12 protein-coding genes are annotated in these 15,351 nt (G+C 58.4%); 3 read left to right on the plus strand and 9 right to left on the minus strand.

The window, feature by feature from the left end; translation table 11 throughout:
- The first annotated feature begins 31 nt into the window (after positions 1-31).
- On the plus strand, positions 32-868 hold the full coding sequence (nudC, locus tag RYA97_RS03375; protein ID WP_057403978.1) for an NAD(+) diphosphatase: 837 nt from the start codon (positions 32-34) through the stop codon (positions 866-868).
- Here nudC and RYA97_RS03380 read toward each other — a convergent pair.
- From RYA97_RS03380 to RYA97_RS03405, 6 genes are all read right to left on the minus strand, one after another.
- Positions 836-1,615, minus strand: a complete 780-nt coding sequence (locus RYA97_RS03380) for a TSUP family transporter (protein ID WP_057404017.1) — start codon at positions 1,613-1,615, stop codon at positions 836-838. The genes nudC and RYA97_RS03380 overlap by 33 nt on opposite strands.
- Before the next feature lie 92 nt (positions 1,616-1,707).
- Positions 1,708-2,856 carry a Gfo/Idh/MocA family protein gene (locus RYA97_RS03385; RefSeq protein ID WP_117139917.1) on the minus strand — a complete coding sequence of 383 codons (1,149 nt, stop codon included), beginning with the start codon at positions 2,854-2,856 and terminating at the stop codon, positions 1,708-1,710.
- Positions 2,857-2,958: 102 nt separating this feature from the next.
- Positions 2,959-3,726 (minus strand): SDR family oxidoreductase, encoded by a 768-nt coding sequence (locus RYA97_RS03390; protein ID WP_005743582.1) that lies wholly within the window; start codon positions 3,724-3,726, stop codon positions 2,959-2,961.
- Positions 3,727-3,753: 27 nt separating this feature from the next.
- A complete protein-coding gene (locus tag RYA97_RS03395) occupies positions 3,754-4,821 on the minus strand; it encodes a phosphotransferase family protein (protein ID WP_117139916.1) in 1,068 nt (355 codons plus the stop codon).
- Between the two features lie 213 nt (positions 4,822-5,034).
- Complete coding sequence (locus RYA97_RS03400; RefSeq protein WP_002553652.1) at positions 5,035-5,352, minus strand: SCP2 sterol-binding domain-containing protein; 318 nt, start codon at positions 5,350-5,352, stop codon at positions 5,035-5,037.
- Between the two features lie 55 nt (positions 5,353-5,407).
- Positions 5,408-6,118, minus strand: coding sequence for a histidine phosphatase family protein (locus tag RYA97_RS03405; RefSeq protein ID WP_117139915.1), 711 nt, complete (start codon positions 6,116-6,118; stop codon positions 5,408-5,410).
- A gap of 205 nt (positions 6,119-6,323) precedes the next feature.
- Here RYA97_RS03405 and sohB point away from each other — a divergent pair, with 205 nt between their 5' ends.
- The gene (sohB, locus tag RYA97_RS03410) at positions 6,324-7,346 is read left to right on the plus strand and encodes a protease SohB (protein WP_004667577.1); all 1,023 of its coding nucleotides are present in this window, start codon (positions 6,324-6,326) and stop codon (positions 7,344-7,346) included.
- A gap of 413 nt (positions 7,347-7,759) precedes the next feature.
- Here sohB and RYA97_RS03415 read toward each other — a convergent pair whose 3' ends face one another.
- Positions 7,760-8,254 (minus strand): DUF934 domain-containing protein, encoded by a 495-nt coding sequence (locus tag RYA97_RS03415; protein WP_002553657.1) that lies wholly within the window; start codon positions 8,252-8,254, stop codon positions 7,760-7,762.
- Complete coding sequence (locus tag RYA97_RS03420; protein WP_002553658.1) at positions 8,238-9,896, minus strand: nitrite/sulfite reductase; 1,659 nt, start codon at positions 9,894-9,896, stop codon at positions 8,238-8,240. Before RYA97_RS03420 ends, RYA97_RS03415 begins: the two co-directional genes overlap by 17 nt.
- 555 nt (positions 9,897-10,451) lie before the next feature.
- Here RYA97_RS03420 and RYA97_RS03425 point away from each other — a divergent pair.
- Positions 10,452-11,552 (plus strand): ABC transporter substrate-binding protein, encoded by a 1,101-nt coding sequence (locus tag RYA97_RS03425; RefSeq protein ID WP_005777561.1) that lies wholly within the window; start codon positions 10,452-10,454, stop codon positions 11,550-11,552.
- A gap of 12 nt (positions 11,553-11,564) precedes the next feature.
- Here RYA97_RS03425 and metH read toward each other — a convergent pair whose 3' ends face one another.
- Positions 11,565-15,284, minus strand: a complete 3,720-nt coding sequence (gene metH, locus RYA97_RS03430) for a methionine synthase (RefSeq protein WP_016982331.1) — start codon at positions 15,282-15,284, stop codon at positions 11,565-11,567.
- Positions 15,285-15,351: the final 67 nt, after the last annotated feature.

A 15,351-nucleotide genomic window follows, 5' to 3' on the forward strand; every position in this document is an offset into this window, starting at 1 on the left:
AGAGCTCGAATCTGAGCAAAGGAGTTTTTCCATGGCGCACCCGGAGCGTTGGACAACTGCAGTTCTGGATGTCGAGGCCGATGGAGGTTTGGCTGTGGTCCAGAGTGATCAGGGTTTTTTGCTGGATACCAATGGGGCAATGTTCCCCAGAGGCTGGCTGGCGGGGCTGGATTTGCCAGTGCAGAGCGAGCACGGCATCGGCTATTTTGAGGGTGAGTCTGTCTACCTGCTGGTGCTTGAGCGCTCGGTTGCGGTCGAGGGCTGTTCGTGGCAAGGCTTGCGTCAGTTCATGCTGGAAGGCGATTTTGCGGTCTTCCAGATGCTCGGCTACGCCGCGCAAGTCAGTACGTGGGCCAGAGAACATCGCTTTTGCGGAGCCTGCGGTCGTGCGACGGTGCAGATCCGTGGAGAGCGGGCGATGTTCTGCGAGCACGACAACCTGCGTCTGTACCCGCGTATTTCCCCGAGCATGATCGTGCTGGTCACGCGGGGCGATGAAATACTGCTGGCCCGCTCACCACGGTTTGTCACCGGCATGTACAGCGCGCTGGCAGGGTTTGTAGAGCCGGGCGAGTCTGCCGAAGACTGCGTGCACCGCGAAGTGATGGAAGAAGTGCAGGTGCGCATCAAGAACCTGAAATACATGGGCAGCCAGTGCTGGCCGTTTCCGCACTCGATGATGCTTGGCTTCCATGCCGAATATGATAGCGGCGACATAGTGCCCCAGGCGGAAGAAATCGAGGACGCACGCTGGTTTCATGTTGATGACTTGCCGCCGTTACCGGCCAACCGTTCTATCGCCCGCTATCTTATCGAGGCGTATCTGGCCGAGCGCTCAGGCGCCCCCGAACCAGTGCTGCCAGGCTAGGCGCACGGTCAGGCCCAATACCACGGTGATGAACACAGGGCGGATGAATTTGGCACCGCCCTTGATTGCAGTGCCTGCGCCGAAGTAGGCACCCAGCATTACCGCAAGGCCCATGCTCAGGCCGATGATGTAGTCCACCTGGCCAGAAAATATGAATACCGAAAGCGCCACGGCATTGCTGACGAAATTCATGCTGCGTGCCACGCCGCTGGCCTTGACCAGATCCACCGGGTAGAGCAGCAGTGTGCTGACCGTCCAGAAGGCGCCGGTACCGGGCCCGGCAACACCGTCATAGAAGCCCAGCCCCAGCCCTTGTGGCAGTTGCCATTTCTTTTTGATCGGAGCATTGCTATCCAGTGGTGCCTTGGGCGTGCCGCCAAACAGCAAGTACAGCCCGCAACCGAACACAATGACCGGCAACATCTGGTTCAGCCATTCGGCTGGCAGGTAATGAGCAATGATCGCGCCGGCTGCAGCACCCACCGCAGTGCCGACCACTGCGTGTATCCACTGTCTGGGGTGAAACAGTTTGCGGCGATAGAACGTGAAACTGGCGGTTGCCGAACCGAACGTCGAACTGAGCTTGTTGGTGCCCAGCACCAGATGCGGTGGCAGACCGGCTGTCATCAGGGCGGGTGTAGTAAGCAGTCCGCCACCACCGGCGATGGCGTCTATAAAACCCGCGATGAACGCAACGACAGCAAGAATGGCGAGGGTGGTCAGGTCGACGCTGAGTTCAAAAGGCATGGTGGCAAGCGTGCTTATAGGGGAGGCGGGAGGGGGCAGAATGGCTGCCTGAATGTGGCCCATTCTACCCCCTTGCCAAGCGTTGCAGGAAGTCAGATATCGCTGAGCGCGACCCAGCGCTGCTCGGCGGCGGCGAGGCGAATGGCAGTCGCCAGACGCTCGATCTGCCAGGCTTCTTCGAAGTCCGGACCACGGCTGCCCTTGCCGCATACCGCAAGAATGAGTGCCTGTACCTCAAGTGCCTTGAGTTCGTTGTAACCCAGCTGATGGCCCGGTGCCGGGCAGAATGCCGCGTAACCGGGTTGCGCAGGGCCTGCCAGAAGACGTTGAAAACCATCGCGCCCAGCTGCGCCAGTGCGGTAAATGCGCAGTTCGTTAAGGCGTTCCTGATCGAATGCCAGTGTGCCCTTGGTGCCGCTGATTTCGAAACTCAGGTGGTTTTTGTAGCCGTGTTTCAGCCAACTGCTACTGAAGGTTCCGCGCGCACCATTGGCAAAACGCAGCAGTGCGTGGGTCTGGTCATCCACTGCGATGCTGCGCATTTCCTGGCTTTCGTTACTCGCAGGGCGTTGGCGGTGTACGGTGCTGGAGTCAGCGCAGACCGCTTCGACATCGCCCAGCAAATGGCGAGCCATCGCCAGCAAGTGGCTGCCCAGATCAGCCAGCGCGCCGCCCGCATGCGCCGCTTCGCAACGCCACGACCAAGGGGACGACGGGTTGCCCATGAAGTCCTCGCAGAACTCACCCTGAAAACTGACGATATCGCCCAGTTCGCCCGCGTCGATCATTTCCCTGGCAAGGCCGATCATAGGGTTGTGCTGGTAGTTGTAGCCAACCTGAGTAACAACCCCGGCGGCCTTGGCGCTACGGCGCATGTCGTCGGCTTGGGCGAGGCTCACCGCCAGCGGTTTTTCGCAATACACTGCCTTGCCTGCGGCGATGGCGGCCATGGCCATGGGGAAATGCAGGTGATTGGGCGTTGTGATCGCCACGATCTGCACCTGCGGATCACTGATCAGGTTCTGCCAGTCAGCGTGGCTGTGATCGAAGCCCCAGGCGCTAGCGCACTGCTCGGCCCTGACGCTGTCCGCATCCGCCAGGGCGGTCAGCCGAATGCGTGCCGGCAGATCAAGGGCGGCATTGGCATTGCCGAAGGCCAGGGCGTGGGCACGGCCCATGAAACCGGTGCCGATCAGCCCGATGCCCAGTTGCGCCAGCGACGTAGAAGGGTTTTCCCGCATGACATTCTCCAGAGAGGATTGTTGTTATGCGGAAAATATATTCCATAAATATAAAATATGGAAAATTAATTCATTTTTCAGCGTGGCATTCAGTTCCAGACATCAGGATAAAAATCCGCCGTCGACATTAAGCGCAACGCCGGTGGTGTAACTGGACGCTGCGCTCGCCAGATACAAGACCGCGCCAGCCATTTCGCTGGGCGCTGCGACGCGTTTCAGCGGAATCTGTGCCAGGGCCATATTGAGAATCGCATCGTTCTTGACCAGCGCCGATGCAAATCGCGTATCTGTGAGACCCGGCAGCAAAGCGTTGCAGCGAATTCCGAACTCGGCGCATTCCTTGGCGAACACCTTGGTCATGTTGACCACCGCCGCTTTGGTCATTGAATAGACACCTTGATAGGCACCCGGCGACACCGCATTGATGGATGCAACATTGATAATGCTGCCACCGCCGCCTTCGCGCATCAGCTTGCCGGCTTCCACCGACATGAAGAAATAGCCGCGAATGTTAACGTCGATGGTCTTTTGAAACGCGCTGAGGTCGGTGTCCAGCACATTGCAGAACTGCGGGTTGGTGGCTGCGTTGTTGACCAGTATATCCAGGCGCCCGAATTGCTCGCGAATCTGGGCGAAAACGCTGGTTATCTGCTCCATCTCGCCAATATGGCAGGCAATGGCTGTGGCCTTGCCGCCCTCGCTGATGATGGCGTCGGCAACCGCCTGACACCCGTCGAGCTTGCGGCTCGACACAACAACGTGCGCGCCCTGTTGAGCGAGCAGCCTGGCAATGGCTTCACCGATTCCCCGGCTCGCACCTGAAACAAAAGCAACCTTGCCATCAAGGTCGAAAAGCTGGGTTCTGGACATGTCGTTTCCTTGTCTTGGCGTTGGCGGTCAAAGGCTGGATTTGGTGATTACATTCAGGCTCATCTGCTCCAGTAGCCTGTTCATGTCAATGAACCGGGCAAAGCGTTTGTCCTGAGTCTGTCCATGGAAAAAACGGTAGTAAATCTGTTGCACGATACCGGCCAGACGAAACAGGCCGTAGGTGTAGTAGAAGTCGAAATTGTCGATACGGATGCCCGAACGTTCGGCGTAATAGTCGACGAACGCCTGGCGCGTCAGCATGCCGGGGGCATTGCTCGGCTGGCGACGTGTCAACTGAACCGGCAGCGGGTCGTCAGCCTGGACCCAGTAGGCGAGGGTATTGCCCAGGTCCATCAGCGGATCACCGAGCGTGGTCAGTTCCCAGTCCAGCACGCCGATGATGTTCATCGGGTTATCCGGATCGAGGATCACATTGTCGAAGCGGTAGTCGTTATGCACGATGCTGGAGGTGGGCGAGTCGGCGGGCATTTTGTCTGCCAGCCAAGCCTGGACCTGCTCCCATGCCGGGGCGTCCGGGGTTCGCGCTTTTTCATAACGCTCCGACCAGCCCGAAATCTGCCGTTGCACGTAACCCTGGGGTTTGCCCAGATCACCCAGGCCGCACGCTTGGTAATCAACGCGGTGCAAGTCCACCAGTTTGTTGATGAAGCTCTTGCACAGGTCTTCAGTCTGTCGTGCATCCAGCGCCAATTCGGGCGGCAGGTCAGAGCGCAGGATGATCCCCTTGACGCGCTGCATCACGTAAAACTCCGAGCCGATCACCGACTCATCCGTGCAGTGCAGGTACGCTTGCGGGCAATAGGGGAAGGCATTCCTGAGCTGATTGAGAATGCGGTACTCACGACCCATGTCATGTGCCGATCGCGCCTTGTGTCCGAACGGCGGGCGCCGCAGCACCAACTCGCGCTCTGGGTACTGAATCAGGTAGGTCAGGTTCGATGCGCCTCCGGGGAACTGACTGATCGCCGGGGTGCCATGCAGATCCGTCAGATGCGCCTTCAGGTACGGATCTATCAGGGAGGAGTCCAGTTCTTCGCCGCTGCGAATCCCGGTGAACTGGTCAGTCAGTGCCATACGTATACCTTGTGTTTATTATGGTCAGCTCAAACTATTGACTAATCTAATGATCGTCTGAACCACGAGCAAGCTCGCGGCAGCGTTATAGACTAGCGTGTTGCCGGGCAATCAGCGGCTCTGATTGCTGCTTTGTACAGAGCGGCACAGACAAAAAAACCGAAGCCGGCGGGGCTTCGGTTTTTTGGGTGCAGCTTGCAAAGCGTCAGGTGTTTAAACCGGGAACAGTTCGCTGAGCTTCATGGCCAGCATCATGTCGCCTTCGGCGCGCAGCTTGCCGCCCATGAATGCCTGCATGCCATCGGTCTCGCCGCTGACAATGCCCTTGAGGGTTTCGCTGTCCATGACCAGGGTCACGTTGGCGTCCGGGTTTTCGCCTTCCTGCAATTCGCAGGTGCTGTCCTTGACGATCAGGGCGTAGTGCTTGTCTTCGTCGGTAATATGGAAACCGAAGACCAGGTCCAGACCGGCAGCAGCAGCCGGGTTGAACTTGTTCTTCATGGTTTGTACGGCGTCTGCTACTGAGGTCATGTCTTGATCCTTTTGTGGTGAGTACTTGCGTCCGCAAGGACGCGATTGGCCGGGCTCAGCGATAGGTAATGAGCGCCGGCGTCTTCAGCAGTTGCAAGTGTGTGTAACCGTTGAAGGAAGCCAGGGTAACGTCGTTGCCTTTGAATTTGAGCTGATGCAGCGAAGTGTTGACGATATGCCAGTGCAGCTCCAGTGCCTTTGCTGCAGGCATTCCGGTAACGAGGTGGAGCAGGGCAGTAATGGTGCCTCCGGAGGTGAACACGGCAATACGCTCATGCGGACCTGCGTCCTGAAGAATTCTGTCCAGGCCTGCCTTGACGCGGTCTACGAAACCTTGCCAGCTTTGCAGCCCCGGTGTGTCGTGCTCGCCACTCAGCCAGCGTTCGGTAATCAGGTTGAACAACCGATGAAACCCTGCGGGGTTGCCAGCGACGTCGCGCAGAATATCCAGTGCTTGCGGTTCATCGACAAGCATCGCCGGTATCAGCGCCCTGATCACGCCTTCAGCGTCGAATTCATCGAAGGCGCTGTCGAGCTGTACGGGAGGCGTTTCAATACCTGCTTCTGTGTACTGGCCCAGCACATGCTGTGCCGTGTCTTTCTGGCGCAGGAGCTCACCGGATACACACCGGTCAAAGGTCATGCCCGACTGCGCGAGGTGAGCCCCCAGCACTTGTGACTGACGAATGCCCATGGGCGACAGGACGTCGTAATTGTCTGCACCAAATGAGGCCTGGCCATGTCGTATCAGATAGATGCTGCCCACGTCCGTGTTGTCTCGGTACGTTGAAGGTGGGTCGAGGTTATGAGGGATGCCGGGCGACTGTCAATGAAAAAACATACGCTCGTTTGAAATCATCGTTTTAATGGTTTGTAACGGCTCGATAGCTGGTGCGTCGCACGGGGCGTCGGTATGCTGCATTTATTGCGGCCCTTGATTGGTAAGGGCCTGACGCAAATGAGGGATATTCGTGGATTTCGTTGTCGATTACGCAAGTTTTCTGGCCAAAACCGTGACGCTGGTGATCGCCATCGTGGTGGTGCTGGTTGCCATTGCGTCCATGCGTGGCAAGGGGCGTCGCAAAACGGCCGGGCAACTGCAGGTCACCCGGCTCAATGATTTCTATAAAGGCCTGCGTGAGCGGCTCGAGCAATCCTTGCTCGACAAAGAGCGCCTCAAGACGCTGCGCAAGGAGCAGGGCAAGGCCCTGAAAAAAGAAAAAAAGCAGGCCGAGCCAAAATCCCGCGTCTATGTGCTGGATTTCGACGGTGACATCAAGGCCTCGGCTACTGAAAGCATGCGTCATGAAATTACCGCTCTGCTGACGCTGGCCACCGACAAGGACGAAGTGGTCCTGCGTCTGGAAAGCGGTGGCGGCATGGTGCACAGCTATGGTCTGGCGTCCTCGCAACTGGCACGCATTCGGCAGGCCGGTATTCCACTGACCGTATGCATCGACAAGGTTGCGGCCAGTGGCGGGTACATGATGGCCTGCATCGGCAACAAGATCATCAGCGCACCCTTCGCCATCCTCGGGTCCATCGGCGTCGTGGCGCAGTTGCCGAACGTCAATCGCTTGCTGAAGAAGCACGACATCGATTTTGAAGTGCTGACCGCAGGCGAATACAAACGCACCCTGACGGTGTTTGGCGAAAACACCGAGAAGGGTCGCGAGAAATTCCAGCAGGACCTGGACATCACCCACGACCTGTTCAAGAACTTCGTTTCCAGCTACCGCCCGCAGTTGTCCATCGACGAAGTGGCGACGGGTGAGGTATGGCTGGGCATGGCAGCGGTCGACAAACTGCTGGTCGACGAACTCAAGACCAGCGACGAGTACCTGGCCGAGCGCGCCAAGGATGCAGACGTGTTCCACCTGCACTACGTGCAACGCAAGAGCCTGCAAGAGCGCATGGGCATGGCTGCAGCCACCTCGGCGGATCAACTGGCCACAAAGTGGTGGGGACGTTTGACTCAGCAGCGGTTCTGGTAGGCATTGTTTAAGGGGGTAACGACTTGCGCCAATGCTCCGGTGCGAGCGATAACCTCAACTATCGTGCGACGCTCCGCGTCGTCACGCTGTCTCGTGACGCTCTGCGTCACAATTGGGCTGCCGCGCAACGTCATGCCTTGCCCGTAATCACGGCACATAAACCAAAGCGCTTTTTATCACGATGGCACTGGCGACGCAGAGTGCGACGTTAGTGACAGGGTGCCTGATCTCGCAGGACGACCATGTGACGCAGAGCGTCACGAAAGACATTACCACTCGGGGCGTGGGAACGATAATCTGAGCCGAACGCCAATCACCTGACACCACAGAACCACGAACTGCATGCCTACGCGGAGCGCAGGCACGATAGTCATCTCAAGTGAGCGAAGGGACGATGGAGCAGGTCGCCTGAATCAGCGGCGCCGGAACAGCGGTAGCGGCTCGTCGGTTGCAGCCTGATAGGTCACCGAAAAGTCCTTGAGGCCTTCCAGCGCCTCGTACGGGTCCTTGTCGGCACGCACTGCAAAGGCGTCGAAGCCACAGCGGCGCATGTAGAACAACTGATCGCGCAACACGTCGCCGATGGCACGCAATTCGCCCTTGTAGCCAAAGCGATCACGCAACAGGCGGGCGTTCGAGAAGCTACGACCGTCAGTGAAAGCCGGAAAGTTCAGGGCGATGACCTGAAACTGGTCCACATCTGCGCCAATCTCTTCGGCTTCTTCATCACTGTCCAGCCATACGCCCAAACCGCCATCGCGTGCCTTCAATGCATGCGCGTGTTCGCGCCACAGTGCCAATGGCACGATCAGGTCGTCGCAGTTCGACAGGCTGTCAAAGGTGGTTTCCTTCGGCAGCAAGTGCCAGGTTTCATCAATGACTTCGTTGTTCTTAATGATTCGCTGCATAGACGCGCTCCTTGAAAGGGTCAATGCCAATACGTTGGTAGGTGTCGATAAAGCGCTCGTCTTCGGTACGTTTTTCAACGTAGACGTCGATCAGCTTCTCGATCACGTCCGGCATCGCCTCCTGGGCAAAGGAAGGGCCGAGGATCTTGCCGAGGCTCGCATCACGGCTGGCACTGCCGCCGAGTGAGACCTGATAAAACTCTTCACCTTTCTTGTCCACGCCCAGCACGCCGATATGGCCGACGTGGTGGTGGCCGCAAGCATTCATGCAGCCGGAAATATTCAGGTCCAGCTCGCCGATATCGAACAGGTAGTCCAGATCGTCGAAGCGGCGCTGGATGGATTCTGCAATCGGAATCGACTTGGCGTTGGCCAGCGAGCAGAAATCACCGCCAGGGCAGCAGATGATGTCGGTCAGAAGACCAATGTTCGGTGTGGCAAAACCATTGTCGCGCAGCTCGTTCCACAGGGTGAACAGCTCGGCCTGCTCGACGTCGGCCAGGATGATGTTCTGCTCGTGGGAAGTGCGCAGTTGACCAAAGCTGTAGCGATCAGCCAGATCGGCGATGGCGTCCAGCTGCTTGTCGGTCACGTCGCCCGGCGCAACGCCGGTGGGCTTGAGCGACAGGGTCACAGCAATGTAGCCAGGCTTTTTGTGGGCCAGCACATTGCGTTGACGCCAGCGAGCGAAACCTGGGTGTTGAGCGTCCAGTGCTGCCAGTTCGGCGTGCTGGTCGCTGAGAGCCTTGTATTGCGGGTCGACGAAGTGCCGGGAAACGCGCTGCACTTCGGCTTCGGTCAGGGTGGTCTGGCCACCACGCAAGTGCGCCATTTCGGCGTCGACCTTGGCGGCGAACACCTCAGGCGTCAGTGCCTTGACCAGAATCTTGATCCGCGCCTTGTACTTGTTATCGCGACGGCCATAACGGTTGTAGACCCGCAGAATGGCGTCGAGGTAACTCAGCAGGTCCTGCCACGGCAGGAACTCGTTGATGAAGGCACCTACAACCGGCGTACGGCCAAGGCCGCCACCCACCAGGACACGAAAGCCCAGCTCGCCGGCTTCGTTGCGCAACGGTTCAAGACCGATGTCATGTACTTCGATGGCGGCGCGATCACTGGTCGAACCGTTGATTGCGATCTTGAACTTGCGCGGCAGGTAGGCAAACTCCGGGTGGAACGTGGTCCACTGACGGACGATTTCGCACCATGGGCGTGGGTCCACCAGCTCGTCTGCAGCAACACCGGCAAACTGGTCGGTGGTCACGTTGCGCAGGCAGTTGCCGCTGGTCTGGATCGCGTGCATCTGCACGGTCGCCAGTTCAGCGAGAATATCCGGTACATCTTCAAGCGCAGGCCAGTTGAACTGTACGTTCTGGCGAGTACTGATGTGCGCGTAGCCCTTGTCGTAGTCACGGGCAATTTTGGCCATCATGCGCGCCTGACGCGAGGTCAGCTGGCCGTATGGAACCGCCACACGCAACATCGGCGCAAAGCGCTGCACATAAAGACCGTTTTGCAGGCGCAACGGTCGAAACTCTTCTTCGCTCAGTTCCCCGGCAAGGTAGCGTCGGGTCTGATCCCGGAACTGCTTGACGCGGTCCTCGATGATCTTCTGATCGTAATCGTCGTATACGTACATATAGGTCCTGTTCTCAGGCTTCGTCATGAAGCAGGGCAGTTGCGTCAGTCCGGGCACACGCCCGTCACTTGCGGTAGCCTGCTTCATCTGGTCAATTCTGCGCGCACGGCCGCGCACTCCGTCGGGAGCGAAGGCGACGATAGCAGTTTGCAGATATCGATAAAAGTGATGTTTATATATATGCAAATCACTAAAAGCGATAAGCAAAAAGGCGTTCGGTCATATCCCTGCTTGCCGTGTGGGCAAGACTCGACTTAACTGTGAATTGACCGATGCCGAATGAGTGTCGTAACCCTTCCTTTCATATGCAATCACCCATAAGACCGACAAGAGGCGATGCGATGAGCAAGCACCCGAAAGTAACCAAGCCGGGCAGATCCGTGGACACCTGGGCCATTCTATTCATTGTCGTACTGGCCGTGGGCGCCGCGATGTTCTGGGCCAGCAGCCAGTGACAGGCTGAACAAAGAATTTGCCGGAGTCTCCAGAACCTTGCTGTAGCAGCCGATAACTCGCGTGTAGCGATAAATTCCTGCTACCTCAAGGTTCGTTGATATGAAGGCGCTATTTGTTGGCTGGCTAATGCTATTCGGCCTTTGGTGGGCCGGATCCGCATGTGCCGCCTCGGTGGTATTTCTGAGTCCCGGTACAGAAACCGATGGCTATTGGCAGAGCCATGCCCGGGTGATGCAGACGGCCGCCGATACCACCGGTATGTCACTCAAAATTCTCTATACCGATCGCGACACCCGCAAGTTGCTGGCCATGGCGCGCGATACGCTGCAAGGGTATGTGCGTCCGGACTACCTGATGTTTTCCAATGAGTTGAATGTCGCCCCTGAAATCCTGCGTATGTCTACAGGCAGCGGGGTCAAGCTGTTCGCCGTCAACAATACACTGACGGCGGATCAGATTCGTATTCTGGGTGATCTGCCGTCGCGCTATCCGGATTTCATTGGCAGCCTGGTCGGCAACGACGAGCAGGGTGGTTACCTGACGGCGAAAAGGCTTATCAGCCTTGCGCACCCGGTCATGGACGGGCAGGAGGTTGAAATGCTCGCGTTCTCGGGCACCAACACCACGCCTGTGTCCCTGTTGCGTGAAAAAGGCATGCTGCGCGCCTTGTCAGAGCACCCGGAGGTGCATTTGCGGCAAATTGCGCTGGGAGGATGGCGTCGGGATCGCGCACTCGAGCAGGCGCGCGTGTTGTTCAAACGCTACCCGCAGACACGCCTGGTATGGGCTGCCAATGAGCAAATGGCGTTCGGTGCGATGGATGCATTGCGGGAAAAAGGCGGTAAACCGGGTGAAGATGTGTTGTTCAGTGCCATTAATGGCACCTCGCTTTCATTGCAGGCCCAGCTCAATGGCAACCTGAGCGTGGTTGCTACCGGGCATTTCACCCTTGGCGGATGGGCAATCATCCTGTTGCACCGCTATGACACTGCCCAGCGGCAAGCCCGGCAACAGGTCGGCGCGCGCACTATCGATGTACTGCACCTGGTCGAGCCGCAGGACACGCAGCGCTTTCTGAACGCAACCCGTGAGGAGCGCTACCGGCTTGATATTCAGGCATTCAACGTGGGGGCTTTTGGCGAGGACTCACCGTTTTCCCTGAAAAACATGTTGCCGCCTGATCGCCCAGGCGGCAAGTAGCCGGGTCAGTGCTTACTCGTCATAACCCAGGTTCGGTGCCAGCCAGCGCTCGGTGACGCTCAGGTCCTGGCCTTTGCGGGCGGTGTAGCTTTCGACCTGATCCTTATCCACCTTGCCTACCGCAAAGTACTGCGCCTGAGGATGGGCAAAATACCAGCCGCTGACGGCCGCAGCCGGGAACATTGCGTAGTGCTCGGTCAGGAACACGCCGCTTTTGCCGGGCGTATGTTCGGGTGTGCCTTCCGGCAGTGGATCGAGCAGGGCGAACAGGGTGCCTTTTTCGGTGTGATCCGGGCAGGCCGGGTAGCCGGGAGCCGGACGAATGCCCATGTATTGCTCCTTGATCAACGCCTCGTTGTCCAGCGCCTCGTCTTTCGCGTAACCCCAGTATTCCTTGCGCACCTGCTGGTGCAGCCATTCGGCACAGGCCTCGGCCAGACGGTCGGCGAGCGCCTTGACCATGATCGAGTTGTAGTCGTCGCCCTTGTCCTGATACGCCTTGGCAACTTCTTCGGCACCAATGCCGGCTGTGGTGATGAAGCCACCGATGTAGTCGGTCAGGCCACTGTCTTTCGGCGCGACGAAGTCGGCCAGCGAGAAATTCGGCTTGCCGTCAGGCTTTATGGTCTGTTGGCGCAGGTGATGCAGCTTCGCCAGCGGCTTGCCGTCGTCGCCATAGACTTCCAGATCATCATCGTTGACCTGATTGGCTGGCCAGAAGCCGAATACTGCACGGGCGCTGATCAGTTTCTCGTCGATCAGCTTGCGCAGCATCTGGGTGGCGTCCGCATACAGCGCGGTGGCCGCTTCACCGACCACTTCGTCGGTCAGGATGCGCGGGTATTTACCGGCCAGATCCCAGGAGATGAAGAACGGTGTCCAGTCGATGTATTCGGCCAGCACGTTCAGGTCGATATCCTGCAGAACCCGGGTGCCGGTGAAGGTCGGTTGGGCAGGGGTATAGTTTTCCCAGTCGAACTGCGGCTTCTTCGCCACCGCCGCGCCATAGCTCAAACGCTCGGTGCGCGCACTGCGTGCCGAGGTACGCTCACGTACTTCGACGTATTCCAGGCGGGTCTTTTCGATGAAGGCCGGTTTCAGTTCTTTCGACAGTAACTGGGTCGCCACGCCCACCGCACGTGAAGCGTCGGTGACGTAGATGACTGCATCATTGCTGTATTTAGGCTCGATCTTGACCGCAGTGTGGGCTTTGGAGGTGGTCGCGCCACCGATCATCAAGGGCAGATGGAAGTCCTGACGCTGCATTTCCCGGGCAACATGGACCATTTCGTCCAGCGACGGCGTGATCAGGCCTGACAGACCAATGATGTCGCACTTTTCGTCGCGCGCCACCTGAAGGATTTTCTCGGCAGGCACCATCACCCCGAGATCGACGATGTCGTAACCGTTACAGCCCAGCACCACGCCGACGATGTTCTTGCCAATGTCATGGACGTCGCCCTTGACCGTGGCCATGAGGATCTTGCCCTTGGCTTCGGGCTTGTCGCCTTTTTCCAGCTCGATGAACGGGATCAGGTGCGCAACTGCCTGTTTCATGACCCGTGCGGACTTCACCACCTGAGGCAGGAACATCTTGCCTGCGCCAAACAGGTCACCGACCACGTTCATGCCCGCCATCAATGGGCCTTCAATCACTTCGATGGGGCGGGTGAATGCCAACCGCGACTCTTCGGTGTCCTGCACGATATGAGTGGTGATGCCCTTGACCAGCGCATGCTCCAGCCGTTGATTGACCGGCCAGCTGCGCCATTCCTCGGTTTCCGCTTCCTTGACGCTGCCATCACCCTTGAACTTGTCGGCAATTGCCAGCAGTGCGTCGGTGCCTTCGGCGTTACGGTTGAGCACCACGTCTTCGACGCAGTCACGCAGTTCAGCAGGGATCTGGTCGTAGATTTCCAGCTGGCCGGCGTTGACGATGCCCATGCTCAGGCCGTTGCGGATCGCATGCAGCAGGAACACCGAGTGAATCGCCTCGCGCACCGGGTTGTTGCCGCGGAACGAGAACGACACGTTGGACACGCCACCCGAGGTCAACGCATACGGCAGCTCGTCACGGATGTAGGCGCAGGCGTTGATGAAGTCCACGGCATAGTTGTTGTGCTCTTCAATACCGGTAGCGATGGCGAAGATGTTCGGGTCGAAGATAATGTCTTCCGGCGGGAAGCCCACTTCGTTGACCAGAATGTCGTAGGAGCGCTTGCAGATTTCCTTCTTGCGCGCCTCGGTGTCGGCCTGCCCCTGTTCATCGAAGGCCATGACCACCACGGCTGCACCATAGCGCTTGCACAGGCGGGCGTGATGAATGAACTGCTCGACGCCTTCCTTCATGCTGATGGAGTTGACGATGCCCTTGCCCTGGATGCATTTGAGGCCGGCCTCGATCACTTCCCACTTGGACGAGTCGATCATGATCGGTACGCGGGAAATGTCCGGCTCGCCTGCGATCAGGTTGAGGAAGGTCACCATGGCCTTCTTCGAGTCGAGCATCCCTTCGTCCATGTTGATGTCGATCACCTGGGCACCGGCCTCGACCTGCTGCAGGGCGACCTCCAGCGCTTCGGTGTAATTGTCTTCACGGATCAGGCGGGCGAAGCGGGCAGAGCCGGTGATGTTGGTACGCTCGCCGACGTTGACGAACAGCGACTGGCGATCGATGGTGAAAGGCTCAAGGCCCGACAGACGGCAGGCCTTTGGAATGTCCGGAATTTCGCGTGGCGCGTAGCCCGAGACTGCCTCGGCAATCGCCTTGATGTGCGCCGGGGTGGTGCCGCAGCAGCCGCCGACAATGTTCAGGAAACCGCTCTGGGCGAACTCTTCGATGATCTTCGCCGTCTGGCTCGGCAGTTCGTCGTATTCGCCAAAGGCGTTGGGCAGACCGGCGTTGGGGTGCGCAGATACATGGGTGTTGGCCTTGTTGGCCAGCTCTTGCAGGTAAGGGCGCAGCTCGCTGGCACCCAGCGCGCAGTTCAGACCGACCGAGATCGGTTTGGCGTGGCTGATCGAATTCCAGAAGGCTTCTGTGGTCTGTCCCGACAGGGTACGTCCCGAAGCGTCGGTGATGGTCCCGGAAATCATGATCGGCAGTTCAAAACCCACTTCTTCGAACACGCCCTGCACGGCAAAGATCGCCGCCTTGGCGTTAAGTGTGTCGAAAATGGTTTCGATCAGGATCAGGTCGGCACCGCCCTCGATCAGCCCCTTGGTGGCTTCGCTGTAGTTCTCGACCAACTCGTCGAACGTGACGTTGCGATAGCCAGGGTTGTTGACGTCCGGCGACAGCGAGCAGGTGCGGCTGGTAGGGCCCAGCACGCCCGCCACGAAGCGCGGCTTGTCCGGCGTTTCAAGGGTTTTGGCGTCTGCGACCTTGCGTGCCAGGCGCGCGCCTTCCAGGTTCAGCTCGTAGACGATCGACTCCATGCCATAGTCGGCCTGGGAGACCTGAGTGGCGTTGAAGGTATTGGTTTCGAGAATGTCGGCACCGGCATCCAGATAAGCCTTCTCAATGGCGCCGATCACGTCAGGCCGGGTCAGGATCAACAGGTCGTTGTTGCCCTTGACATCGCTTGGCCAATCGGCGAAACGCTTGCCCCGATAATCGTGCTCTTCAAGCCTGTAGCTCTGAATCATGGTGCCCATGCCGCCATCGAGGATCAGAATCCTCTGTTTCAGAGCAGTGAGAAAGGCTTGATGGCGGGCGCTGCGGTCAGACATGGGGGCTACCTTGAGAAGGTCGATACTTTAAAGGACGGGATGATAGCAAACCGGAACGGTTTTGGTG

It is taken from the genome of Pseudomonas syringae group sp. 26L6, from assembly GCF_032587815.1.
GTDB classification, from domain to species: Bacteria; Pseudomonadota; Gammaproteobacteria; order Pseudomonadales; family Pseudomonadaceae; genus Aquipseudomonas; species Aquipseudomonas amygdali.